The 20,740-nt window shown below is 65.1% G+C and carries 18 protein-coding genes, 12 tRNA genes and 1 other RNA gene; 26 read left to right on the forward strand and 5 right to left on the reverse strand.

Annotation, left to right across the window (positions count from 1 at the left end):
* Positions 1 to 125 precede the first annotated feature (125 nt).
* The 18 genes from ACM0O9_RS00985 to ACM0O9_RS01070 all read left to right on the forward strand — a co-directional run bounded on the left by ACM0O9_RS00985 (position 126) and on the right by ACM0O9_RS01070 (position 11,329).
* Positions 126 to 202, forward strand: a tRNA-Pro gene (locus tag ACM0O9_RS00985).
* Positions 203 to 241: 39 nt separating this feature from the next.
* A tRNA-Arg gene (locus ACM0O9_RS00990) sits at positions 242 to 318 on the forward strand.
* Between the two features lie 172 nt (positions 319 to 490).
* Positions 491 to 567: transfer RNA gene (locus tag ACM0O9_RS00995), tRNA-His, on the forward strand.
* 79 nt (positions 568 to 646) lie between these two features.
* A tRNA-Lys gene (locus tag ACM0O9_RS01000) sits at positions 647 to 722 on the forward strand.
* Positions 723 to 920: 198 nt separating this feature from the next.
* Positions 921 to 996, forward strand: a tRNA-Lys gene (locus ACM0O9_RS01005).
* Positions 997 to 1,217: 221 nt separating this feature from the next.
* Positions 1,218 to 1,586 (forward strand): hypothetical protein, encoded by a 369-nt coding sequence (locus ACM0O9_RS01010; protein ID WP_053500976.1) that lies wholly within the window; start codon positions 1,218 to 1,220, stop codon positions 1,584 to 1,586.
* A 136-nt stretch (positions 1,587 to 1,722) separates the two neighbouring features.
* Positions 1,723 to 1,807 (forward strand) — tRNA-Leu (locus ACM0O9_RS01015).
* A 189-nt stretch (positions 1,808 to 1,996) separates the two neighbouring features.
* On the forward strand, positions 1,997 to 3,292 hold the full coding sequence (tig, locus tag ACM0O9_RS01020; RefSeq protein ID WP_005415468.1) for a trigger factor: 1,296 nt from the start codon (positions 1,997 to 1,999) through the stop codon (positions 3,290 to 3,292).
* Between the two features lie 76 nt (positions 3,293 to 3,368).
* Positions 3,369 to 3,995 carry an ATP-dependent Clp endopeptidase proteolytic subunit ClpP gene (gene clpP, locus ACM0O9_RS01025; RefSeq protein ID WP_004146318.1) on the forward strand — a complete coding sequence of 209 codons (627 nt, stop codon included), beginning with the start codon at positions 3,369 to 3,371 and terminating at the stop codon, positions 3,993 to 3,995.
* Positions 3,996 to 4,121: 126 nt separating this feature from the next.
* Positions 4,122 to 5,411, forward strand: coding sequence for an ATP-dependent Clp protease ATP-binding subunit ClpX (gene clpX / locus ACM0O9_RS01030; RefSeq protein ID WP_004154600.1), 1,290 nt, complete (start codon positions 4,122 to 4,124; stop codon positions 5,409 to 5,411).
* Between the two features lie 143 nt (positions 5,412 to 5,554).
* On the forward strand, positions 5,555 to 8,005 hold the full coding sequence (gene lon / locus ACM0O9_RS01035; RefSeq protein ID WP_005415470.1) for an endopeptidase La: 2,451 nt from the start codon (positions 5,555 to 5,557) through the stop codon (positions 8,003 to 8,005).
* A gap of 220 nt (positions 8,006 to 8,225) precedes the next feature.
* Positions 8,226 to 8,498 carry a non-specific DNA-binding protein Hbs gene (gene hbs, locus ACM0O9_RS01040; RefSeq protein WP_005408270.1) on the forward strand — a complete coding sequence of 91 codons (273 nt, stop codon included), beginning with the start codon at positions 8,226 to 8,228 and terminating at the stop codon, positions 8,496 to 8,498.
* A gap of 11 nt (positions 8,499 to 8,509) precedes the next feature.
* Positions 8,510 to 8,584 (forward strand) — tRNA-Val (locus ACM0O9_RS01045).
* 26 nt (positions 8,585 to 8,610) lie between these two features.
* Positions 8,611 to 8,687: transfer RNA gene (locus ACM0O9_RS01050), tRNA-Asp, on the forward strand.
* Positions 8,688 to 8,769: 82 nt separating this feature from the next.
* A tRNA-Asp gene (locus ACM0O9_RS01055) sits at positions 8,770 to 8,846 on the forward strand.
* 86 nt (positions 8,847 to 8,932) lie between these two features.
* Positions 8,933 to 9,009: transfer RNA gene (locus tag ACM0O9_RS01060), tRNA-Asp, on the forward strand.
* Between the two features lie 106 nt (positions 9,010 to 9,115).
* A tRNA-Asp gene (locus tag ACM0O9_RS01065) sits at positions 9,116 to 9,192 on the forward strand.
* A gap of 181 nt (positions 9,193 to 9,373) precedes the next feature.
* Complete coding sequence (locus tag ACM0O9_RS01070; protein ID WP_065177988.1) at positions 9,374 to 11,329, forward strand: peptidyl-prolyl cis-trans isomerase; 1,956 nt, start codon at positions 9,374 to 9,376, stop codon at positions 11,327 to 11,329.
* 180 nt (positions 11,330 to 11,509) lie between these two features.
* Here the strand turns inward: ACM0O9_RS01070 and ACM0O9_RS01075 are convergent, their stop codons facing one another.
* Together ACM0O9_RS01075 and gloB are read right to left on the reverse strand one after the other, a co-directional pair.
* Positions 11,510 to 12,712, reverse strand: coding sequence for a lytic transglycosylase domain-containing protein (locus ACM0O9_RS01075; protein WP_414604251.1), 1,203 nt, complete (start codon positions 12,710 to 12,712; stop codon positions 11,510 to 11,512).
* The gene (gloB, locus tag ACM0O9_RS01080; RefSeq protein WP_065177986.1) at positions 12,709 to 13,473 is read right to left on the reverse strand and encodes a hydroxyacylglutathione hydrolase; all 765 of its coding nucleotides are present in this window, start codon (positions 13,471 to 13,473) and stop codon (positions 12,709 to 12,711) included. Before gloB ends, ACM0O9_RS01075 begins: the two co-directional genes overlap by 4 nt.
* 11 nt (positions 13,474 to 13,484) lie before the next feature.
* On the opposite strand from gloB, the gene ACM0O9_RS01085 reads away from it, so the two are divergent.
* Genes ACM0O9_RS01085 through dnaQ form a run of 3 tightly spaced genes read left to right on the forward strand, consistent with a single transcriptional unit; the run spans position 13,485 to position 15,330 of the window.
* The gene (locus ACM0O9_RS01085; RefSeq protein WP_065185797.1) at positions 13,485 to 14,129 is read left to right on the forward strand and encodes a methyltransferase domain-containing protein; all 645 of its coding nucleotides are present in this window, start codon (positions 13,485 to 13,487) and stop codon (positions 14,127 to 14,129) included.
* Between the two features lie 12 nt (positions 14,130 to 14,141).
* The gene (gene rnhA / locus ACM0O9_RS01090; RefSeq protein WP_005408275.1) at positions 14,142 to 14,594 is read left to right on the forward strand and encodes a ribonuclease HI; all 453 of its coding nucleotides are present in this window, start codon (positions 14,142 to 14,144) and stop codon (positions 14,592 to 14,594) included.
* Positions 14,595 to 14,598: 4 nt separating this feature from the next.
* Positions 14,599 to 15,330: a DNA polymerase III subunit epsilon gene (dnaQ, locus tag ACM0O9_RS01095; protein WP_005415480.1), complete on the forward strand. Its 732-nt coding sequence runs from the start codon at positions 14,599 to 14,601 to the stop codon at positions 15,328 to 15,330.
* Between the two features lie 69 nt (positions 15,331 to 15,399).
* Here the strand turns inward: dnaQ and ACM0O9_RS01100 are convergent, their stop codons facing one another.
* Positions 15,400 to 16,104: a PP2C family protein-serine/threonine phosphatase gene (locus ACM0O9_RS01100; RefSeq protein ID WP_065185798.1), complete on the reverse strand. Its 705-nt coding sequence runs from the start codon at positions 16,102 to 16,104 to the stop codon at positions 15,400 to 15,402.
* A gap of 165 nt (positions 16,105 to 16,269) precedes the next feature.
* Here ACM0O9_RS01100 and ACM0O9_RS01105 point away from each other — a divergent pair.
* Positions 16,270 to 16,360: transfer RNA gene (locus tag ACM0O9_RS01105), tRNA-Ser, on the forward strand.
* Positions 16,361 to 16,672: 312 nt separating this feature from the next.
* On the forward strand, positions 16,673 to 17,077 hold the full coding sequence (locus tag ACM0O9_RS01110) for a DUF6165 family protein (protein WP_005415482.1): 405 nt from the start codon (positions 16,673 to 16,675) through the stop codon (positions 17,075 to 17,077).
* Between the two features lie 18 nt (positions 17,078 to 17,095).
* On the opposite strand, the gene ACM0O9_RS01115 is transcribed toward ACM0O9_RS01110, so the two are convergent.
* Complete coding sequence (locus ACM0O9_RS01115) at positions 17,096 to 18,142, reverse strand: glycosyltransferase family 9 protein (protein ID WP_414604252.1); 1,047 nt, start codon at positions 18,140 to 18,142, stop codon at positions 17,096 to 17,098.
* Positions 18,143 to 18,162: 20 nt separating this feature from the next.
* Between ACM0O9_RS01115 and ACM0O9_RS01120 the strand changes: the two genes are divergently transcribed.
* Together ACM0O9_RS01120 and ACM0O9_RS01125 are read left to right on the forward strand one after the other, a co-directional pair.
* Positions 18,163 to 18,912 (forward strand): 3-deoxy-D-manno-octulosonic acid kinase, encoded by a 750-nt coding sequence (locus tag ACM0O9_RS01120; RefSeq protein ID WP_005415484.1) that lies wholly within the window; start codon positions 18,163 to 18,165, stop codon positions 18,910 to 18,912.
* Positions 18,912 to 19,679 carry an MBL fold metallo-hydrolase gene (locus ACM0O9_RS01125; RefSeq protein WP_005415485.1) on the forward strand — a complete coding sequence of 256 codons (768 nt, stop codon included), beginning with the start codon at positions 18,912 to 18,914 and terminating at the stop codon, positions 19,677 to 19,679. The genes ACM0O9_RS01120 and ACM0O9_RS01125 overlap by 1 nt, the downstream gene beginning before the upstream one ends.
* A 148-nt stretch (positions 19,680 to 19,827) precedes the next feature.
* On the opposite strand, the gene ffs is transcribed toward ACM0O9_RS01125, so the two are convergent.
* Positions 19,828 to 19,924: signal recognition particle sRNA small type (gene ffs / locus ACM0O9_RS01130), an RNA gene on the reverse strand.
* Positions 19,925 to 20,224: 300 nt separating this feature from the next.
* Here ffs and ACM0O9_RS01135 point away from each other — a divergent pair.
* Positions 20,225 to 20,542, forward strand: coding sequence for a DMT family transporter (locus ACM0O9_RS01135; protein WP_005415486.1), 318 nt, complete (start codon positions 20,225 to 20,227; stop codon positions 20,540 to 20,542).
* Positions 20,543 to 20,740: the final 198 nt, after the last annotated feature.

Here is a 20,740-nt window from a genome sequence, read left to right on the forward strand (position 1 = left end):
CATAGCCGATGACTGCTTTCGGCGTTGTGGCAGGCCCGGGATCTGTGCATCCTTCGTTGACAGTTCCCAACGCGCTTGGCGACAATGACCAACTCCCCGGGCCCAACCCGAGGGGATTGCAAGACCGGGGTATAGCGCAGTCTGGTAGCGCGCCTGCTTTGGGAGCAGGATGTCGGGGGTTCGAATCCCTCTACCCCGACCAATCCCACGCCACGTCGGATTGGACACCGTTCCGGTTCGGGCGCCCGTAGCTCAACTGGATAGAGCACCGGCCTTCTAAGCCGGCGGTTACAGGTTCGATTCCTGTCGGGCGCGCCATTGGCGAGCACCGGGATCGCATCGACGGATGTGAAGAAGTGCTTGCAAAAGCGCAAGGACTCCACCAGAATATCGGACTCGCTTCGGCGGACCGCAGCTTCGGTGACAGTCCCCAGGCAATGTTCAAGGTTCCAGCGTCAGTGATATCGGCGATGGAGCGAAAGTTTCAGTGGTGGCTGTAGCTCAGTTGGTTAGAGTACCGGATTGTGATTCCGGTGGTCGGGGGTTCGAATCCCCTCAGCCACCCCACTGATTCAACCGCATCGGCGCAGCCGAAACGGTATTGCAATAAACAGAAGGCACGCTACAATGTGCGTCTGAGTTTCACGGGCCGTTAGCTCAGTTGGTAGAGCAGTTGACTCTTAATCAATAGGTCCAAGGTTCGAATCCTTGACGGCCCACCAAGACAGAAGCCACCTGGTACGCCAGGTGGCTTTTTTCTTATAGGTGTGACTCCCATCGTTCCGATGGATCACGCGTTGCAGAACCCGTTTGGCGTGGATCTGCAGCAGGAGCGGGCCCCGCAGTGCTGGTTTCAACCACGTTGAAAAAAGTGCTTGCACCCACCGAGCGGATCGGGTCATAATTCGCGCCCCGATTTCGGGCTGTTAGCTCAGTTGGTAGAGCAGTTGACTCTTAATCAATAGGTCCAAGGTTCGAATCCTTGACAGCCCACCAGACAAAAGCCACTTGGTCCGCCAAGTGGCTTTTTTCTTGCCTGTTCGCTGGGGGGGCATTTCATCCGCGCATGGCGTGGATCGACTGAAGCAATGCTGAAATCAGGGTCATACGCGTCATCAGTGTTATCAATGCTGTGCGCTGCATCTCACCGCATCGCATCCTGCATCGCACCCAATGGCTCTTCCGCGCCGACGGCGCATGCACGAAGGACGATGTTGATGGCTCATATCAATCGATTGCACCGCACGCTGTGGGTTTCCTTCGCGTTGCTGGCACTGGCGGCCTGCGCGCCCGCCGACGATCCCGCGCAGACCGTCGAACGCGATGCTGGCACTGAAAGTGCTCCTGCACGCCCGGTCGGTGAGGCCATGCAGATGCAGCCGGCTCAGCCGGCAGAGCGGGAGGCCCTGCCCGATGCGGTGGACGTGCAGCGCAATGCGGATGGTTCGGTGGATGTGCGCAAGGCCACGCCGGAGTCGGCGGCCCTGCGGCGCACCGGCGACGGGGGCGTGGAGATCCGCGAGGTGGATCCTGCAGCCGGGCAGGGTGCCGATACGGCGTCGGCCAAGGCCAGGCCGCAGCAGTGAACCCCGCCACCCCGGATGAGCTTGCGCTCGCCGGGGTGGTTCAACGCGCGGGCTGCGCACAATTGCCATGTTCAGTTTTGTGCAGGCCTTCCGCTTCCCGTCATCGCCTGCGACAATGAACACCTGCGCCGGCCACGCGAAAGTGGCGGAATTGGTAGACGCCCTGGATTTAGGTTCCAGTGCCGCAAGGCGTGGGGGTTCGAGTCCCCCCTTTCGCACCAGTGCCGGCCTGTCCCCGCCCTGATCGGGCCATCTGCGCCCCCTTGACCGGCACGCGCTGGCAGTGCAGGCCGAATTGGGCGAAACTAAAGGGCTGCGGCAAGCAGGCGCGTCCCAGACGTCGCGTCCTTACAACCGTTTCATTCCAATCATCGAGCCGGGGGCCTGGGCCACCGGTGGCAGGAGTCAACATGCAAGCTTCGATCGAATCCACCGGCAACCTGGAACGCCGCCTGAGCTTCTCGCTGCCGGAAGAGCGTCTGCAGAGCCACATCGTCGGCCGCCTCGGCGAAATCGCCCGTACCACCCGCATCAAGGGCTTCCGTCCGGGCAAGGTGCCGGCCAAGGTGATCGAGCAGCGCTTCGGCGCGCAGGTCCGTGGCGAGGCGCTGGACGGCCTGCTGCGCGAAACCTTCGATGCAGCCGTGCGCGAGCACGACCTGCGCATCGTCGGCAGCCCGCGCATCGACAAGGGCGACGAGGGTGAGTTCTCCTTCGTCGCCACCGTGGAAGTGGTGCCGGACTTCGGCGACATCGACGTCAGCAAGCTGACCGTCGTGCGCCATACCGCCGAGATCACCGACGCCGACATCGACCAGATGATCGAGAACCTGCAGAACCAGCGCCGTACCTGGGCCCCGGTCAGCCGTGGCGCGCAGGACGGTGACCTGGTCGCGGTGGAAACCTGGTCGCAGGCCGGCGAAGAGCGCCTGCCGGCCGAGGGCACCGAGAAGGGTTCGATCGTGCTCGGCCAGGGCATGATGTTCGACACCATCGAGAAGGGCCTGGTCGGCCTGGCCAAGGGCGAAGAGAAGACCCTGGACGTCGAGTTCCCGGCTGACTGGCGCGTGCCGGTGCTGGCCGGCAAGACCGTGCAGGTCACCGTCAAGGTCACCGAGGTCTCCGAGCCGGTCGTGCCGGCGGTCGACGAAGCCTTCATCAAGAGCTTCGGCGTGAAGGGCGGCGATGTGGAGCAGTTCCGCAGCGACATCCGCGCCAACCTGGAGCGCGAGCTGAAGGGTGCGTTGATGAACCGCCTGCGCCGCGAAGTGGGCGAGCAGCTGATCGCGGCCTACTCCTCGGTCGAAATGCCGCCGCGCCTGGTCGAAAACGAAGCCCGCGCCATGCTGGCCCAGCAGGTCGAGCAGCTGCGCCGCAACGGCCAGAACGTCGGCGAGATCCCGGCCGATGCCCACGAAGGCTTCAAGGACGCTGCCGCCAAGCGCGTGCTGGTCGGCCTGCTGGTCGGTGAAGTGGCCCGCATCAACGACCTGCGCCTGGAAGCCAAGCGCCTGAATGAAACGATGCGTCTGATCGCTTCGACCTACGAAGAGCCGGAGCAGGTCATTGAGATGTACCGCAACGACCCCCAGTTGATGTCTGGCCTGCAGAACCGTGTGATGGAAGAGCAGGTGATCGACTGGATCGCCGAGCGTGCCCAGCACACCGAAGAGAAGCTGTCGTTCCAGGACGCGATCCGCCAGTAAGCCCGGGCGGATCACCGGATGCCCCGCGCCTTTGCCGGCGCGGGGTTGTTGCCCCCCAAGATAGGTACCTCACGTAATGGACAACCGAACCAAAGCCCTGAACCTGGTTCCGATGGTGGTCGAGCAGACCAGCCGCGGCGAGCGTGCCTACGACATCTATTCGCGCCTGTTGAAGGAGCGCCTGATCTTCCTCGTGGGTCCGATCGACGATCACATGGCCAACGTGGTGGTGGCGCAGCTGCTGTTCCTTGAATCGGAAAACCCGGAAAAGGACATCAACATCTACATCAACTCGCCGGGTGGCGTGGTCACCGCCGGCATGGCGATCTACGACACCATGCAGTACATCAAGCCGAATGTGAGCACCACCTGCATCGGCCAGGCCGCCTCGATGGGCGCCCTGCTGCTGGCCGCGGGCGAAGCCGGCAAGCGCTATGCGCTGCCGAACTCGCGCGTGATGATCCATCAGCCGCTGGGTGGCTACCAGGGCCAGGCCACCGACATCGACATCCACGCGCGCGAGATCCTGACCCTGCGTTCGCGCCTGAACGAGGTGCTGGCCAAGCACACCGGCCAGTCGCTGGAGACGATCGCCCGTGATACCGAGCGCGACAACTTCAAGAGCGCCTTCGAGGCGCAGGCCTACGGTCTGGTCGATCAGGTCCTGGAGCGTCGTCCGGATGAGTCGATCCAGGCCGGCTGACCGGCCTTCACGGGGCCAGGGAGGCCTCGTTCCTGCAGGGTCGGGTGGGACTGGTGTCCCCTCGGCCCTGTGCTATTCTCGAATCGAACCCCCGTTCAGCGGGGGGGGTAACTGGGTAAGCGAAGCATGAGCGAAGACCGCCAAGGTCGTTCCACGGACACCGGCAAGATCCTCTACTGCTCTTTCTGCGGCAAGAGCCAGCATGAAGTGCGCAAGCTGATTGCGGGTCCGAGCGTGTTCATCTGCGATGAGTGCGTGGAGCTGTGCAACGACATCATCCGTGAGGAACTTGAGGAAAAGGCGCAGTCGGCGCGCAGTTCGCTGCCCAAGCCGCGCGAGATCCTCGAGGTCCTCGACCAGTACGTGATCGGCCAGAACCGTGCCAAGCGCACGCTGGCAGTGGCCGTGTACAACCACTACAAGCGCATCGAGAGCCGGCAGAAGAACGACGACGTCGAACTGGCGAAGTCGAACATCCTGCTGGTCGGCCCGACCGGTTCGGGCAAGACGCTGCTGGCCGAGACCCTGGCCCGCCTGCTCAACGTGCCGTTCACCATGGCCGACGCCACCACGCTGACCGAAGCCGGTTACGTGGGCGAGGACGTGGAGAACATCATCCAGAAGCTGCTGCAGAAGTGCGACTACGACGTCGAGAAGGCGCAGCAGGGCATCGTCTACATCGATGAAATCGACAAGATCTCGCGCAAGAGCGAGAACCCGTCGATCACCCGCGACGTGTCCGGCGAAGGCGTGCAGCAGGCCCTGCTGAAGCTGATCGAAGGCACCGTGGCCAGCGTTCCGCCGCAGGGCGGCCGCAAGCACCCGCAGCAGGAATTCCTGCAGGTGGACACCAAGAACATCCTGTTCATCTGCGGCGGCGCGTTTGCCGGGCTGGACAAGGTGATCCAGGCGCGTTCCACCGACGTCGGCAGCATCGGCTTCGGCGCCAAGGTGAAGAGCAGCGAGCGCAAGCAGGAAGTGGGCAAGGTGCTGGCGGAAGTCGAGCCGGAAGACCTGATCAAGTTCGGCCTGATTCCCGAGTTCGTCGGCCGCCTGCCGGTGGTCGCGACCCTGGAGGAGCTGGACGAGCCGGCCCTGATCAAGATCCTGACCGAGCCGAAGAACGCCATCACCAAGCAGTTCAAGAAGCTGTTCGAGATGGAGAACGTCGAGCTGGAGTTCCGTCCGGACGCTTTGTCGGCCATCGCCAGGAAGGCGCTCAAGCGCAAGACCGGCGCCCGTGGCCTGCGCACCATCGTCGAATCGGTCCTGCTGGACACCATGTATGACCTGCCGTCGCAGGAGAACGTCAGCAAGGTGGTCGTGGACGAATCGGTGATCGAGCACAAGTCCGAGCCGTACCTGATCTACCAGACCCCGGCGGCCCCTGAACAGAAGGCCGCAGGCGCCGAGTGATCCTTCCAGGTTGTTGATTGGAAAGGATTTTCAAGGAATGCCTTGCATCTGAAAGCCGATGGCCCCATAACGGGGCCATCGGCTTTTTTTGTCTCCGGAAGATGCCCTCCCGGAGGCGGTTTTCCCCCTTCCCTGGAGCCCCCATGGCCCGTTCCCCAAGTGAAACCCTCGACCTGCCGGTCCTGCCGCTGCGCGACGTAGTGGTGTTCCCGCACATGGTCATCCCGCTGTTCGTCGGCCGTGACAAGTCCATGCACGCGCTCGAACAGGCAATGGAGGCGGACAAGCGCATCCTGCTGCTGGCGCAGAAGTCGGCCGAGACCGACGACCCGCATGCGGCCGACCTCTACCAGGTTGGCACGCTGGCGCAGGTGCTGCAGCTGCTGAAGCTGCCCGACGGCACCATCAAGGTGCTGGTTGAAGGCCTGTCGCGCGTGCAGGTCACCCACGTCGACGAGCGCGACGGCTCGCTGCATGGCCAGGCCGTGGAGATCGACGCCACCGACGAGCGCGAGGCGCGCGAGGTCGAGGCGATTGCCCGCTCGCTGATGTCGCTGTTCGAGCAGTACGTGAAGACCAACCGCAAGCTGCCGCCGGAGCTGCTGCAGACGCTGTCGGGCATCGATGAGCCGGCGCGCCTGGCCGACACCATCGCTGCGCACATCAGCGTGCGCCTGGCCGACAAGCAGCGCCTGCTGGAAACGCTGGCCGTCGGTGACCGCCTGGAGATGCTGGTCGGCCTGGTCGACGGCGAGATCGACGTGCAGCAGATGGAGAAGCGCATCCGCGGCCGCGTGAAGTCGCAGATGGAGAAGAGCCAGCGCGAGTACTACCTCAACGAACAGATGAAGGCCATCCAGAAGGAACTGGGTGACCTGGACGACGCGCCGGGCGAGCTGGAAGAACTGGCCCGCAAGATTGCCGAGGCCGGCATGCCGAAGGCGGTTGAAGCCAAGGCGCGCAATGAACTGAACAAGCTCAAGCAGATGTCGCCGATGTCGGCCGAAGCCGCCGTCGTGCGCAACTACCTGGAGTGGCTGCTGGGCGTGCCGTGGAAGAAGCGCAGCAAGGTGCGCAAGGACCTGAAGGTCGCGCAGGATACGCTCGATGCCGACCACTACGGCCTGGAGAAGGTCAAGGAGCGCATTCTTGAATACCTGGCGGTGCAGTCGCGCGTGAAGCAGATGAAGGGCCCGATCCTGTGCCTGGTCGGGCCGCCGGGCGTGGGCAAGACCTCGCTGGGCCAGTCCATTGCCAAGGCCACCAACCGCAAGTTCGTGCGCATGTCGCTGGGCGGCGTTCGCGACGAGGCCGAAATCCGTGGCCACCGCCGTACCTACGTCGGTTCCATGCCGGGCCGCATCGTGCAGAACCTCAACAAGGTCGGCAGCAAGAACCCGCTGTTCGTGCTCGACGAGATCGACAAGATGTCGATGGACTTCCGTGGCGATCCGTCTTCGGCGCTGCTGGAAGTGCTCGATCCGGAGCAGAACAACGCATTCAACGACCACTACCTGGAAGTGGACCTGGACCTGTCCGAAGTGATGTTCGTGGCGACCTCGAACTCGCTCAACATTCCCGGCCCGCTGCTGGACCGCATGGAAGTGATCCGCATCCCCGGCTACACCGAGGACGAGAAGCTCAACATCGCGACCCGCTACCTGGTGCCGAAGCAGGTCAAGGCCAACGGCCTGCAGCCGGAAGAGCTGGAGATCGGCAGTGATGCCATCCAGGACATCGTGCGCTACTACACGCGTGAATCGGGCGTGCGCAACCTGGAACGCGAGATCGCCAAGATCTGCCGCAAGGTGGTGAAGGAGATCGCGCTGGCTGGCCCGCAGCCGGCAGCGAAGGCGAAGAAGGGCGCGAAGAAGAAGGCGCTGGTGAGCGTGTCCAGCAAGAACCTGGACAAGTACCTGGGCGTGCGTCGCTTCGACTTCGGCCGTGCCGAGGAAGAGAATGAAATCGGCCTGGTCACCGGCCTGGCCTGGACCGAAGTCGGTGGCGACCTGCTGCAGATCGAATCGACCCTGGTGCCGGGCAAGGGCCAGCTGATCCTGACCGGCCAGCTCGGCAACGTGATGAAGGAATCGGCGTCGGCGGCGCTGTCGGTGGTGCGTTCGCGCGCGGTCGGCTTCGGCATCGACAGCGACTTCCTGCAGAAGCACGACGTACACCTGCACGTGCCCGATGGCGCCACGCCGAAGGATGGCCCGAGTGCCGGCGCGGCGATGGTCACCTCGCTGGTGTCGATGCTGACCAGGGTGCCGGTGCGCGCCGATGTGGCGATGACCGGCGAGATCACCCTGCGTGGTCGCGTCACTGCCATCGGTGGCCTGAAGGAGAAGCTGCTGGCTGCACTGCGTGGCGGCATCCGCACAGTCATCATCCCGGAAGAGAACCGCAAGGACCTGGCCGACATCCCGGCCAACGTCACCCGCGATCTGAAGATCGTGCCGGTGAAGTACATCGAAGAAGTCCTGGACCTGGCGCTGGAGCGTCCGTTGGCACCGAAGAAGGCGCGCAAGAGTGCGCAGCGTGTCACGGTGCGCAGCAAGGCCAAACCGAGTGGAAACGCGCGCGTCAAGCATTGACGCGCGCTGTCCAATGGCCCGAAACCCGCGTCGTTGCTGGCTTTCCAGCTTGCGTGGGGGTAGGGCCACTGGTATAAAAGCAGCACTCGCGAATGAGTGATCGCAGTCTGGTGATCGCTGGAATTCGGCGAACCGTTTCCACATGGCGGCCGCATGCAGATGGCGTGCGGTTGCTTCCCTGTCGAATAAGCGGAACCCACCGCCAAAGGAGTTGTAGAGAATGAACAAGACCGAATTGATCGATGCCGTTGCTGAAGCTGCCGACCTGACCAAGGCAGAGTCCAGCCGCGCTGTCGATGCCGTCGTTGCTGCCATCACCAAGGCGCTGAAGGACGGCGATGCGGTCACCCTGGTTGGCTTCGGTACCTTCCAGGTCCGCGACCGTGCTGCCCGCACCGGCCGCAACCCGAAGACCGGCGACACCATCAAGATCGCTGCTTCGAAGAATCCGTCGTTCAAGGCTGGCAAGGCCCTGAAGGATGCTGTAAACTAAGCGGCTCGCTGGGGTGCTTAGCTCAGCGGTAGAGCGTCTCCTTTACACGGAGAGGGTCGGGGGTTCGAAACCCTCAGCACCCACCACAGCACCGCGGTAAAAGTTTGAGTGTGGAGCGGTAGTTCAGCTGGTTAGAATGCTGGCCTGTCACGCCGGAGGTCGCGGGTTCGAGTCCCGTCCGCTCCGCCATTCAACGAGGCCTCCGGCCAAAAGCTGGAGGCTTTGTTTTCTCCCCGGTCCAGGCCGGCTGAAAGCAAAAAAGTAACAACGCGGAGCGGTAGTTCAGCTGGTTAGAATGCTGGCCTGTCACGCCGGAGGTCGCGGGTTCGAGTCCCGTCCGCTCCGCCAGTACATCGAGGCCCCCGGTTCAAGGCTGGGGGCCTTGTCTTCTCACCGAGAGGTTCGGGAGGAAGGCGAAAAGTCTTTGCAAGAACGGAGCGGTAGTTCAGCTGGTTAGAATGCTGGCCTGTCACGCCGGAGGTCGCGGGTTCGAGTCCCGTCCGCTCCGCCATTGCAGACTTCTTAAGTCCCTGTGAAAAAACTTTGAAAAAAGTGTTCATCGGGCTGGGTTTCCAGCGAGTCTTCGGATATACTGGGCACCTGCAAAGTTCAAGCGCGGAGCGGTAGTTCAGCTGGTTAGAATGCTGGCCTGTCACGCCGGAGGTCGCGGGTTCGAGTCCCGTCCGCTCCGCCAACTCTAAAAGCCCTCGGCGCAAGCCGGGGGCTTTTTCTTTGCGCCAGGATGGAGTTGGCCGATGCACTGATGGTGCGTGCCTGCGCAAGTGGGCGCAGGCCGCGTCGGTGCTGCTTTTGGTCCCTGCGGCGAAGCGGGTTACACTGCCGGGCTCGCCAATCAGGCCTTGTGATTCCTCACCATGCTGCAGAAACTCCGCGACAAGACCTCAGGCTGGATCGTCACCGTGATCCTGGGGCTGCTGATGATTCCGTTCCTGTTCGTGATCGACAACAGCTACCTCGGTGGCGTTGGCGCACAGAACGTGGCCAAGGTTTCCGCGCCGCCCACCTGGTGGCGTTCGGCGCCGTCGTGGTGGCCGGTGCGCATGCTGTGGCAGCACCATGAGATCAGCTCGCAGGATTTCCGCACGCGTTTCGAGCAGGAGCGCATGCGTGAGCGCCAGCAGCAGGGCGACAACTTCGACCCGCGCGCGTTCGAGAGCACCGAGAACAAGATGGCCGTGCTCGATCAGCTGATCGACGAACAGGTCGTGCGCCTGGTCGGTGAACAGGCGGGCGTGGTGATCGGCGACGGCGCTGTGCGCGAATACATCGCGACCATGCCGGCGTTCCTCGATTCGAACGGCAAGTTCAACGAGAACAACTACCGGCTGGCATTGGCCGGTGGCAATCCGCCGCGTACCCCGACCCAGTTCCAGGAACTGGTGCGTGAGAGCCTGCAGCAGTCGGTGATCCCATCGGGCCTGCAGAGCTCCGGCTTCGTCACCCAGGCCGAGACCGAGCGCCTGTTGAAGCTGCTGGGCGAAACCCGCGACGTCGAGCTGGCCGCGTTGCCGCCCGTACCGGCCGATACCGCGCCGGTCACCGATGATCAGATCAAGCAGTGGTACGACAGCCACGGCAAGGATTTCCGCCAGGCCGAGAGCGTGTCGCTGGAGTACGTCGAGATCAACGGTGCGAACCTGCCGGCACCGACCCCGGCCGATGAAGCGACCCTGCGCAAGCGCTATGAAGAGGAAAAGGCAAAGTTCACCTCGCCGGAGCAGCGCCAGGCCTCGCACATCCTGATCACCGGTGACGGCGCCGAAGCCAAGGCGAACAGGATCGCTGCCGAAGCCAAGGCGGCCGGTGCCGACTTCGCTGCGCTGGCCAAGGCCAATTCGGAAGATCCGGGCTCCAAGGACCAGGGCGGTGAGCTGGGTTGGGTCGAGCGCGGTGCGATGGTCAAGCCGTTCGAGGACGCGCTGTTTGCGGCCAAGGCCGGTGACGTGATCGGCCCGGTCAAGACCGAGTTCGGTTACCACATCATCAAGGTGGCCGCTGTGCGCGGTGGCCAGGGCAAGTCGTTCGAGGAAGTGCGTGACACGCTGGCTGCCGAGCAGCTGAAGGCCGACGGCGAGCGCGGCTTCAACGAACTGGCCGGTCGCCTGGTCGATGCCATCAACAAGAGCCCGAGCGACCTGGCGGCCGCCGCCAAGGAAGTGAACCTGCCGCTGCAGACCCTGGGCCCGATCACCCGCGCGACCGCCAGCGGCATCGCCGCTGACCCGGCCGTGCTGCGTGCCGCCTTCTCCGACGTGCTGGTGCAGGACGGTACCGCCAGTGACCCGATCGCCCTGGGCGGCGCGACCAACCACAGCGTGGTCATCCGTGTGGCTGCACACACCCCGGAACAGGCCCTGCCGCTGGACAAGGCCCGTGACCAGGTGATCGCTGCGATCCGTGCTGATCGCCAGCGCCAGGCCAGCGACAAGGCGGCCGATGCCATCCTGGCCAAGCTGAAGGCGGGCGCCACCCTGCAGTCGCTGGCCGCCAGCGAGAAGCTGCAGCTGAGCCCGATGCCGGGCCTGCCGCGCAGCCAGCCGGTGCCGACCCCGGAAATCAACCGCGCGATCTTCAGTGCGCCGGTGCCGGCTGAAGGCAAGCCGAGCTATGGCAAGGTCGACGTCAATGGCCACGCGCTGCTGTTCGCGGTGAACAAGGTCAATCCGGGCGACATCAAGGAAGTGACTGCAGAGCAGCAGAAGCAGCTGAAGGAACAGCTGAGCCAGATCGACGGCATGGCCGCAGCCAAGGCCTACATCGAAGCGATGCGCAAGAAGTTCATGATCCAGACCACCGAAGCGAACCTGTAAGCCTCGCGGCGGCACCCATGAGAGAGGCCCGGCAATGCCGGGCCTTTTTTGTGCCTGCCGATGCGTAGCGTCGAGCCATGCTCGACTGCGCCTGCTGGGCGCAGGCATGAAAAAAGCCGAGCGTGGGCTCGGCTCTCCAGAACAAAGGGGCGGGCAGGGCGCGGCGGTGCCGCGCCGGACTCAGTCCTCCACGCGCAGCACGGCGCCCGGCTTCAGCACGCTGCTGCCGCTCAGGCCGTTCAGCGACAGTAGCGCCTTGACCGGCATGCCATAGCGGCGGGCGATGGTCCAGGCCGATTCACCATCCCGCACGGTGTGGCGACGACTGCGCGGACGATCGGCGATCGCGGCCACGGTCTTGGCGACCTGTGGCGCTGGCGAGGCGGCGGCAACAGGTACGCTACTGGCCACCAGTGCGGTGGCGGTGTCCGCCACGGTCGTGCTGGCGGCCGAGACCGGCGCCAGCACGCGGGTGGTGCCGGACGAGACGCGCCCACCGCCCGCCAGGGCGGGGTTGAGGCGGACGATCCTGGCCGGGTCCAGGGCACGCTGTGCGGCCCACTGCTGGACGCTGGTGCCGGCGGGCAAGGTGTGGTCCTTCAGTACGGGCACGGTGCGGTCCAGCGAGGCCATGACACCTGGCTGGTCTTCCACATCTTCCAGCACGCAGGCCAGGGCATGCAGCTTCTCGACGTAGGCATGGGTGACCGGCGACAGGCCGGGCAGCGCCGAGGGCTTGGCGTTCTGCGCGTTCATGCCGGCCTTGCGCATCGATTGCAGCACGCGGTACTCGCCGGCGTTGTAGGCCATGGTGGCCAGGCGCCAGTCGCCGCCGAACATGCCGTGCAGGGTCTTCAGGTAGCGCACTGCGGCCTGGGTGGAATCGACCGCCGACAGGCGCCCGTCGTAGCCGTTGGCCATGGGCACGCGGTGATTGCGCGCAGTGGTGGCGATGAACTGCCACAGGCCGGTCGGGCCGCTGCCATTGCGTGCATTGGGCCGGTAACCGCTTTCCACGAACGGAATCAGCGCGAACTCGGTAGGCAGGTTGGCCTTGCGCAGCTCTTCGACCACATAGCCGAACAGCACCAGTGCATCGTCATCCTGGTTGGCCAGGCGCGACGGGGCGTGGGCGAACTGCTTCTGCCAGCGCGGGCTGGTGGCCTCGGCATTGCAGGTGGGCTCGGCCAGGCCGTCGCGGAAGCTGGAGAAGATCTCCTGGCCGTTGCGGACCGACGCGGCCGGCAACGCGGCCGGATCCAGCGGCAGGGCCGCGGCGGCGGTCAGGTTCTGGCCGATGCCAGCGCCCAGCGACTGGGCGCCGGCGGTTCCGGCCAGCCCCAGGACCAGGCCCAGGGCCAGCGGCAGACTTCGGCGCATCATGCGCGGAAGCCGTCTTTCCAGTGCCGGAGACCGGCCATCACGTCGACGTCGTCAACGACGTCACGGCCCAGGTGTGCCGACACCGACGCGCGGATCGGCGCAGTGTGCACACGCAGGAACGGATTGCAGTCGAATTCGCTGGCCAGGGTTACCGGCAGGGTGGAACGGTCATCGCGGCGCATGGCCAAAGCCTCCTCTTGGCGCTGCCGCAAGGCAGCGTTGGCGGGGTCGACATGCCGCGCGAAGACGGCATTTGACACGGTGTACTCATGAGCGCAACAAAGCAGCAGTTGCGCGGGCAAGGTACCCAGCTTGCGCATCGATGCCAGCAGCTGGGACGGCGTACCTTCGAACAGGCGTCCACAGCCCAGGCTGAACAACGAATCTCCGCTGAAAAGATGTTCAGCAGTGTGAAACGCGATGTGGCTGCGGGTATGCCCGGGCACGGATAGTACGTGGAACGCCTGACCCAGTGCCTGAACGCGTTCACCTTCGCCGACCCGTTCGGTTGCCGTGGGGATGCGCTCCTCGACGGGTGCGATCACCCGGACTCCAGGAAAACGTGCCTGCAGCACCGGCACGCCACCGATGTGGTCATCGTGATGATGGGTGAGCAGGATCGTGTCCACGCGCAGGCCCTGATCGGCGAGCGCAAGCACCGGCGCGGCATCGCCGGGATCGACGACCACGGCGTTACCGTCGTCGTCGATCAAGGTCCAGATGTAGTTGTCCGCAAATGCGGGCAGGGCAGTCAGTCGCATAGAATTGGACCATGCCCGCGCTGCAGAGCACCCGTCAAGCGAGCCAGACCCCGTGGTTCGACAGCGAACCGGCGGAAGCCCTGCGCGTTCTGGAGCGGCAACTGCTGCTGCCGCAGCTGTCGTTGCTGCCGGTGCAGCCCTGGCTGTGGATCGCGCCGAGTGCCGCATGGCTGGACGATGCGCAGCTTGGCGGGCGCGGCCTGCGCCTGTACCGGCAGGGGCACGGCTATGCCGGCGACACCCGCTGTGCGTTGCCGCTGCCGCTGGCCAATGAAAGCGTCAATGCGGTCGTGTTGCAGCATGTCACCGCAGCTGACGCTGATCGGTTGCTCGATGAGTGCGAGCGCGTGCTGATGCCGGGCGGCCATCTGTGGCTGAGCAGCCTCAACCCGTTCAGCCCTTACCGCACGCACTGGCGCCAGCACGGGCTGGTGGTGCGCACGCCGCAGCGGATCCGCCTGCTGCTCGGCCGCCACGGGCTGGAGTGCGACGATATGCGTTTCCTCGGCCCGCTCTGGCGCGGCGCCGGCAGCCGTCGCCCGGGCGGTTGGTCGCCACTTCGCGCGGCCTGCCTGTTCCATGCTGAAAAACGAACGCTGGCCCTGCCCGGGCCGAAACCGTTGCCGGTGCGTTGGCACGGCACCGTTGCTACCTGATCTGGAGTTGTATTGAAAACCATTGAAATCCACACCGACGGCTCCTGCCTTGGCAATCCTGGCCCCGGCGGCTGGGCTGCACTGCTGCGCTACAAGGGCCACGAGCGTGAACTGAGCGGCGGCGAAGCGCACACCACCAACAACCGGATGGAGCTGATGGCGGCCATTTCCGGCCTGGAAACGCTGACCGAGCCGTGCAACATCGTGCTCTATACCGATTCGCAGTACGTGCGGCAGGGCCTGACCCAATGGATGCCCGGCTGGATCCGCAAGAACTGGAAGACCGCCGGCGGCGACCCGGTGAAGAACCGCGAGCTGTGGGAGCGCCTGCATGCGGCGACGCTGCGGCACCAGATCGATTGGCGCTGGGTGAAGGGCCACTCCGGTGACCCGGACAACGAGCGGGTGGATACCCTGGCGCGCAACGCGGCCATCCAGATCCGTGACGCCAGCCCGGTAAACTGAGTCCATGCGCCAGATCATCCTCGATACCGAAACCACCGGCCTGGAATGGAAGAAGGGCAACCGCATCGTTGAAATCGGCTGCGTGGAGCTGTTCAAGCGCCGCCCGACCGGCAACAACTACCACCAGTACATCAAGCCGGACTGCGAATTCGAACAGGGCGCGCAGGAAGTCACCGGCCTGACCCTGGAGTTCCTGGCTGACAAGCCGGACTTCGCGCAGATCGCCGATGAGTTCCTGGCTTTCATCGATGGCGCGGAGCTGATCATCCACAACGCGGCGTTCGACCTGGGCTTCCTCGACAACGAGCTGTCGTTGCTGGGCCCGCAGTATGGAAAGATCACCGATCGCTGCACGGTGATCGATACCCTGGTGATGGCGCGCGAGCGCTTCCCGGGCCAGCGTAATTCGCTGGATGCGCTGTGCAAGCGCCTGGGCGTGGACAATTCGCACCGTGCGCTGCATGGCGGCCTGCTCGACGCGCAGATCCTGGGCGACGTCTATATCGCGCTGACCTCGGGCCAGGAAGAGATCGGCTTCGGCATGGGCGACGATGACGGTGGTGGCGCCGGTGCCGCGCTGCAGGCCTTCGATACCAGCAAACTGCTGCCGCGCCCACGCGTGGTGGCCACGCCGTCGGAACTGGAAGCGCACAGCGCGCGTCTGGAACGACTGCGCAAGAAGGCCGGCTACGCCTTGTGGGATGGCCCGAAGGTGGAAGAGCCCGCCAGCGCGTAATGCCTGGCATGGGGTACTGCCGGACGCTGGCCGGCAGTGCCGTATCCACGCATGGCGTGGATCTGCCGCTTAATGGCAGCGCACCAGGATCACGCTGATGTTGTCGCGGCCACCGCCGTCGAGCGCGGCCGCGACCAGCGTGTCCACGCATTCCTGCGCGCTGGCATCGTCGAAGGCGAGGGTGCGGGCGATGCTGCGGTCGTCCACTTCCTCGGTCAGGCCGTCACTGCACAGCAGCAGCTGCATGCCCGGGCGCAGCTCACCGCTGGTGGTGGCCACGTTCAGATGCGCCGGGTCGGTCACGCCCAGCGCCTGGGTGACCACGTTGCGATGTGGATGCGCACGCGCCTGTTCGGCCGTCAGGTTGCCCTGCGCGACCAGTTCCTGCACCACGCTGTGGTCCTGGCTGAGCTGGGCCAGCTGGCCGTCACGCCACAGATAGGCGCGGCTGTCACCGACCCATGCCACTTCATAGCGAGTGCCCTGCACGCGTGCGGCGACCACGGTGGTGCCCATCGGCAGGGTGTCGTTGCGCCGGCGCGAGGCGCGGATGATCTCTTCGTCAGCGGTGCGGATGGCCTGGGCCAGCGGCGCGCCACGGCGGATCTCGCGCACGATGGTTTCGCGCGCCAGCGCGCTGGCCACCTCGCCGCAGGCGTGGCCACCCATGCCATCGGCCACCAGCCACAGGGCCAGCTCGCTGTCACCGTAGTAGGTGTCTTCGTTGAGCTCGCGGCGCAGGCCGGGGTGAGTGAGGTGTCCGAATTCGATCATGGGGTGCGGGGGCGGGGTATTGCTGGGGAGACAGGCATCATCGGGGGGCTGCAGGCATCCGGCAAGGCATGCACTCAGGAAATTTTCACTTCGTTGACCGGAATGACTTGTCGCCGGCCTCACTTCCTCGTATGATGCGCGTCCCCGGTCCGCCGGGGACCACCCGGAGAGGTGGCAGAGTGGTTGAATGTACCTGACTCGAAATCAGGCAGGCGTTTATAGCGCCTCGGGGGTTCGAATCCCCCCCTCTCCGCCAGATAAAGAAAAAGGGCTGCCGAAAGGCGGCCCTTTTTCTTTATCTGGCGCGGGACGCGACGCGCTTTGCGCGTCGCCCCAAACGTTGCCGTGCAACGTTCGGGCCCCTCCCTTTGCCGGCCTCTCCCCGCCCCTGTCGGGGCAGCCCCTCAACAGAGGGGCTTGTTCCAGCAGATGCATCAGTAAATCCACGCCATGGGTGGATGCACTTGCTGCAGGGCTGGACCATCCACGCGCGGCGTGGCTCTACCTGAACTGTCCCATCGCCAGTCGCGGGTTAAACTGCACACATCACTTGCTGGAGCTTTCCCCGATGACCGCTGAAATCCTCGTCCCCGTTTCTTTCGGCGAGCTGCTGGACAAGATCTCGATCCTGCAGATCAAGTCCGAGCGCATCAGCGACGAGGGCAAGCTGGCCAATGTGCGCAGGGAGCTGTCGGCGCTGGAGCAGACCTGGATGGCACACCCGGCTGCGGTGAAGGACATCGCCAAGCTGCGTGCCGAGCTGAAGGCGGTCAACGAGCAGCTGTGGGACATCGAGGACGACATCCGCCTGAAGGAGAAGGCGCAGGCGTTCGACCAGGGCTTCATCGACCTGGCGCGCAGTGTCTACCTGCGCAACGACGAGCGCGCGCGCATCAAGAAGGCGATCAACCTGGCGCTGGGTTCGGCGTACGTGGAAGAGAAGTCCTATCAGGATTACGCGCAGCGCACGTGATCCCGGGCAGTCCGCCGCTCACCCCAGGTGGTCGGCGACGTAGCGTTCGAAGGCGGCGATACCGTCTTCGACGGTAATCAGTTCCATTACATCGTCGAACTCGATCTTGGTGCCCCACTTCAGATCGGTGGCCTGCTTGGCCAGGTACTTGCGCGCTGCGTCGTCGTAGCGGTCCGCGCAATAGCGGCGGTCCGAGTACGGGCCGCTGCGGTCCGGATTGCTGGCCGCATGCAGCCCCAGTACTTTGGTGCCCATTGCGTTGGCGATGTGCATCGGGCCCGAGTCCGGGGTCATCACCAGATTGGCGCGGGCCAGCAGGGCAGGCAGCTGCTTCAACGTGTCCTTGCCAACCAGGTCCAATGCAGGCGTCTGCAGTTGCGCCTGGATCGCATCGGCCATGTGGCGCTCCAGTTCGCTGCGGCCACCGCACAGCACCACCCGCCAGCCGCGCTGGACGGCATGGTTGGCCACCGCGGCGTAGCGGTCGGCGTACCAGTTGCGGCGCACGTGGCTGGAACAGGGCGAGATCATCAGCACCGGGCGGCCATCGTCCTGCCACTGCGCGGCGGCCCACTCGAAGGCGGACGGCGGCACGGCCAGATCCCAGCTGACTTCGGTCTGGCGCAGGCCCAGCGGCTCGCAGAAGCTGCCGATGGCATCCAGCACGTGGATGCCGGGGCGATCGGGAATACGCTCGTTGATGAAGAGCCCGTGCAGGTCCTTGGAGCGGCTGCGGTCGTATCCGATGCGGCGCTCGGCCGGAATGAAGGCCGACAGCAGGTTGGCGCGGAACGCGACCTGCATCTGCAACAGCGCTTCAAAGCGCCCCGGTGGCAGGTGCCTGCGCAGTTCCTTGACCCCGGCCATGCCGCTCTTCTTGTCGTAGGCATGGAAGGTGACGCCGGGCAGCCCGTCGAGCAGCTTGTGGCCGGCTTTGTCGATGATCCAGTGGATCGGCGTGTCCGGGCGTGCGGCCTGCAGGGTGCGCACCAGGGGCACCACGTGGGTGACATCGCCAAGTGCGGACAAGCGCAGGAGGCACAAGGAGGAGGACGCTGATGCCATGTGTTGTTAGACTCAATGAAATGGTCGCATTCGACGCCAATGAAGCGCTGACGCCATGCCGCGAGGGTCGCGGCATCGGGGCCATTCTGTTCGACCGCGAGCGGCTGCGGCAAGCCGATATTGGCCTGTTCTCGCCCCAGCACTGGGGCAGCAAGGCCCGCCCGGTGGGCGAGGGCGGCCGCGGCAGCGCCTGGTTCGTCGATGCGCCGTTCGGTGCCAGCGTGCTGCGCCACTACCTGCGCGGCGGCATGGCGGCCCGGATCAGCCACGACCAGTACCTCTGGCGCGGCTCGGACCGGACCCGGAGCTTCGCCGAATTCCGCCTGATGCGCGCGCTGCGCGAGAAGAAGCTGCCGGTGCCACGGCCGATCGCCGCGTTCTACATGCGTGAAGGCCTGCGCTACCGGGCGGCGATCCTGATGGAACGGATCGAGGACGTGCGCTCGCTGGCCGACCGCGCACTGGTTGCGGGCCGGGGCGCGCCCTGGGAAGAGACCGGGCGGCTGATCGCCCGTTTCCACCGTGCCGGCCTGGACCATGCCGACCTCAACGCGCACAACATCCTGTTCGATGGCAGTGGCCATGGCTGGCTGATCGATTTCGACCGTGGGGTGATCCGCATCCCGGCCACCGGCTGGCGCGAACGCAACCTCAAGCGGTTGCTGCGCTCGCTGGTCAAGCTGCGCGGCGAGCGCAGCGTGGAAGATGTGCAGAAGGACTACGCACGGCTGCGCCGTGCCTATGACATGGCGTGGAACCGGGGCACCTGATGGACTGGTCGTTGCGTTTCCTCGGCGTCGGCAATGCGTCGGCGGTCGAGCTGGGATCGCCGATGTCGGTGATCGAGCGCGGTGGTCGCCCGTGGCTGACCATCGATTGCGGCGGTGAAGGCCTCACCGCGTTCAAGGCGCACTACGGGCACATGCCGCAGGCGCTGTTCGTCACCCATGTGCACCTGGACCATGTGGCCGGCTTCGAGCGCCTGTTCGTGGACACTTTCTTCAATGCGCACCGGCGCGGCAAGGTGCGCCTGTACGTGCCTGCCACGGTGGTGCCGCTGCTGCACAAGCGCATTGCTGACTATCCGAACGTGCTGGCCGAGGGCGGTGCGAACTTCTGGGATGCCTTCCACCTGATCGTGGTGGGCGAGGCGTTCTGGCATGAGGGGATGCGCCTGGAGGTGTTTCCGGTGCGCCATCACTGGCCGGAGACGGCCTATGGCCTGCGCTTGCAGGGCGCGCTGACCTGGAGCGGCGATACCCGGCCGATTCCGGAGATGCTGGCGCGCTACGCCAACGACAACGAGCTGATCGCCCACGACTGCGGCCTGCATGGCAACCCGTCACACACGGGCGTGGACGACCTGGAGCGTGAGTACAGCATCGAACTGCAGGCGCGGATGATGCTCTACCACTACGCCAGCGTGGCCGATGGCCAAGCGCTGGCCGTGCGCGGGCACCGCGTGGCGCAGCCGGGGCAGTGCGTGCCGCTGGCCGACCCGACCGCGCCGCACGTACTGGTGCAGGATCCGCCGTGAGCAGGACCGGCCAGCCCGCTGATACGGCGCGGGCTGCCGAACTGGAGGCGCTGGAGCGAGCGCTGCAGTAGCGATGGGCCATGCCCGGCGAGGGGCGCCAACCAGGGTTGGCAGCTGCCAGGGCCGGGTGTCGCCAGAAAAGGCGATGGCCCCGCCGGCTGACCTCGGCGCCCGCGTCGATCGATACCGTTGCTGCCTTCCGGCCCTGGCGGGGTTTTCGACCTAGCGTCGCGAGGGGCCGACGGGGCCACCATAGAGACGTTGGCCGCCCCGAGGGCGGCCAGTTCACGGATCAGGGGAAGCAGCGCGCGATGCGCCGGAGACCACAGCCGGACCGCACATCGGCTAGCCGATGGCAGGCGCTCATTCTAGCGCAGGCGGGTGCGTCGATGCCAGCTTCACGCACTGAATCGGCTGTAACCCGTTCCCGGCCACGGCGGCCGGGCGTGGCTCCCGTTGCTAGAATGCCGGCCAGGAGGAACGACCTCCCCCACATCGGGAATCAAAGACCAGGACGGCCTGGCCCTACCAAGAGGAGGGCCGTCATGGCCTGGATCTATCTATTGTTTGCCGGCCTGCTGGAAATCGTCTGGGCCGTGTCCATGAAGCAGTCCGAAGGCTTCACCCGTCTCACCCCCACCGTGGTCACCATCATCGGCATGATCGCCAGCTTCTGGCTGTTGGCGGTGGCCATGCGCAGCCTGCCGCTGGGCACCGCCTATACGATCTGGACCGGCATCGGCGCGGTCGGCGCGTTCGTGGTCGGCATCGTGTTCCTGGGGGAGCAGGTCAGCCCGATGCGGATCGGTGCAGCGGTGCTGATTGTTTCCGGCCTGGTGCTGATGAAACTCTCCAGCAGCTGAATTTATTTACTCGTGGCGGGGAATGGATTCTCCGCCACATGCAGCGATATGCATTTTCGGCAAAACCATTCTGGCTGCCTCTTTTATTTGACGTGCGTCATGAAAATAACGCGCGCGATTCACATGCCGCTGGCACGGCCGGTCGCACAGTGCCGCCATTCGTCGGGCGAAATCGGGGAGTTTTCGTCCTGGTGGACA

The sequence above is a fragment of the Stenotrophomonas sp. FR012 genome (assembly GCF_047520565.2).
GTDB classification, from domain to species: Bacteria; Pseudomonadota; Gammaproteobacteria; order Xanthomonadales; family Xanthomonadaceae; genus Stenotrophomonas; species Stenotrophomonas sepilia.

Excerpts from the sequence above, each read along its gene's own strand:
- tig (WP_005415468.1), top strand. The coding sequence starts at position 1,997 with ATGCAAGCTTCGATCGAATCCACCGGCAACCTGGAACGCCGCCTGAGC.
- ACM0O9_RS01125 (WP_005415485.1), top strand. The coding sequence starts at position 18,912 with ATGGACTGGTCGTTGCGTTTCCTCGGCGTCGGCAATGCGTCGGCGGTC.
- ACM0O9_RS01100 (WP_065185798.1), bottom strand. The coding sequence starts at position 16,104 with ATGATCGAATTCGGACACCTCACTCACCCCGGCCTGCGCCGCGAGCTC.
- ACM0O9_RS01010 (WP_053500976.1), top strand. The coding sequence starts at position 1,218 with ATGGCTCATATCAATCGATTGCACCGCACGCTGTGGGTTTCCTTCGCG.
- clpP (WP_004146318.1), top strand. The coding sequence starts at position 3,369 with ATGGACAACCGAACCAAAGCCCTGAACCTGGTTCCGATGGTGGTCGAG.
- lon (WP_005415470.1), top strand. The coding sequence starts at position 5,555 with ATGGCCCGTTCCCCAAGTGAAACCCTCGACCTGCCGGTCCTGCCGCTG.
- ACM0O9_RS01075 (WP_414604251.1), bottom strand. The coding sequence starts at position 12,712 with ATGATGCGCCGAAGTCTGCCGCTGGCCCTGGGCCTGGTCCTGGGGCTG.
- ACM0O9_RS01115 (WP_414604252.1), bottom strand. The coding sequence starts at position 18,142 with ATGGCATCAGCGTCCTCCTCCTTGTGCCTCCTGCGCTTGTCCGCACTT.
- clpX (WP_004154600.1), top strand. The coding sequence starts at position 4,122 with ATGAGCGAAGACCGCCAAGGTCGTTCCACGGACACCGGCAAGATCCTC.
- ACM0O9_RS01135 (WP_005415486.1), top strand. The coding sequence starts at position 20,225 with ATGGCCTGGATCTATCTATTGTTTGCCGGCCTGCTGGAAATCGTCTGG.
- gloB (WP_065177986.1), bottom strand. The coding sequence starts at position 13,473 with ATGCGACTGACTGCCCTGCCCGCATTTGCGGACAACTACATCTGGACC.
- ACM0O9_RS01120 (WP_005415484.1), top strand. The coding sequence starts at position 18,163 with ATGGTCGCATTCGACGCCAATGAAGCGCTGACGCCATGCCGCGAGGGT.
- ACM0O9_RS01070 (WP_065177988.1), top strand. The coding sequence starts at position 9,374 with ATGCTGCAGAAACTCCGCGACAAGACCTCAGGCTGGATCGTCACCGTG.
- ACM0O9_RS01110 (WP_005415482.1), top strand. The coding sequence starts at position 16,673 with ATGACCGCTGAAATCCTCGTCCCCGTTTCTTTCGGCGAGCTGCTGGAC.
- ACM0O9_RS01085 (WP_065185797.1), top strand. The coding sequence starts at position 13,485 with ATGCCCGCGCTGCAGAGCACCCGTCAAGCGAGCCAGACCCCGTGGTTC.
- hbs (WP_005408270.1), top strand. The coding sequence starts at position 8,226 with ATGAACAAGACCGAATTGATCGATGCCGTTGCTGAAGCTGCCGACCTG.
- dnaQ (WP_005415480.1), top strand. The coding sequence starts at position 14,599 with ATGCGCCAGATCATCCTCGATACCGAAACCACCGGCCTGGAATGGAAG.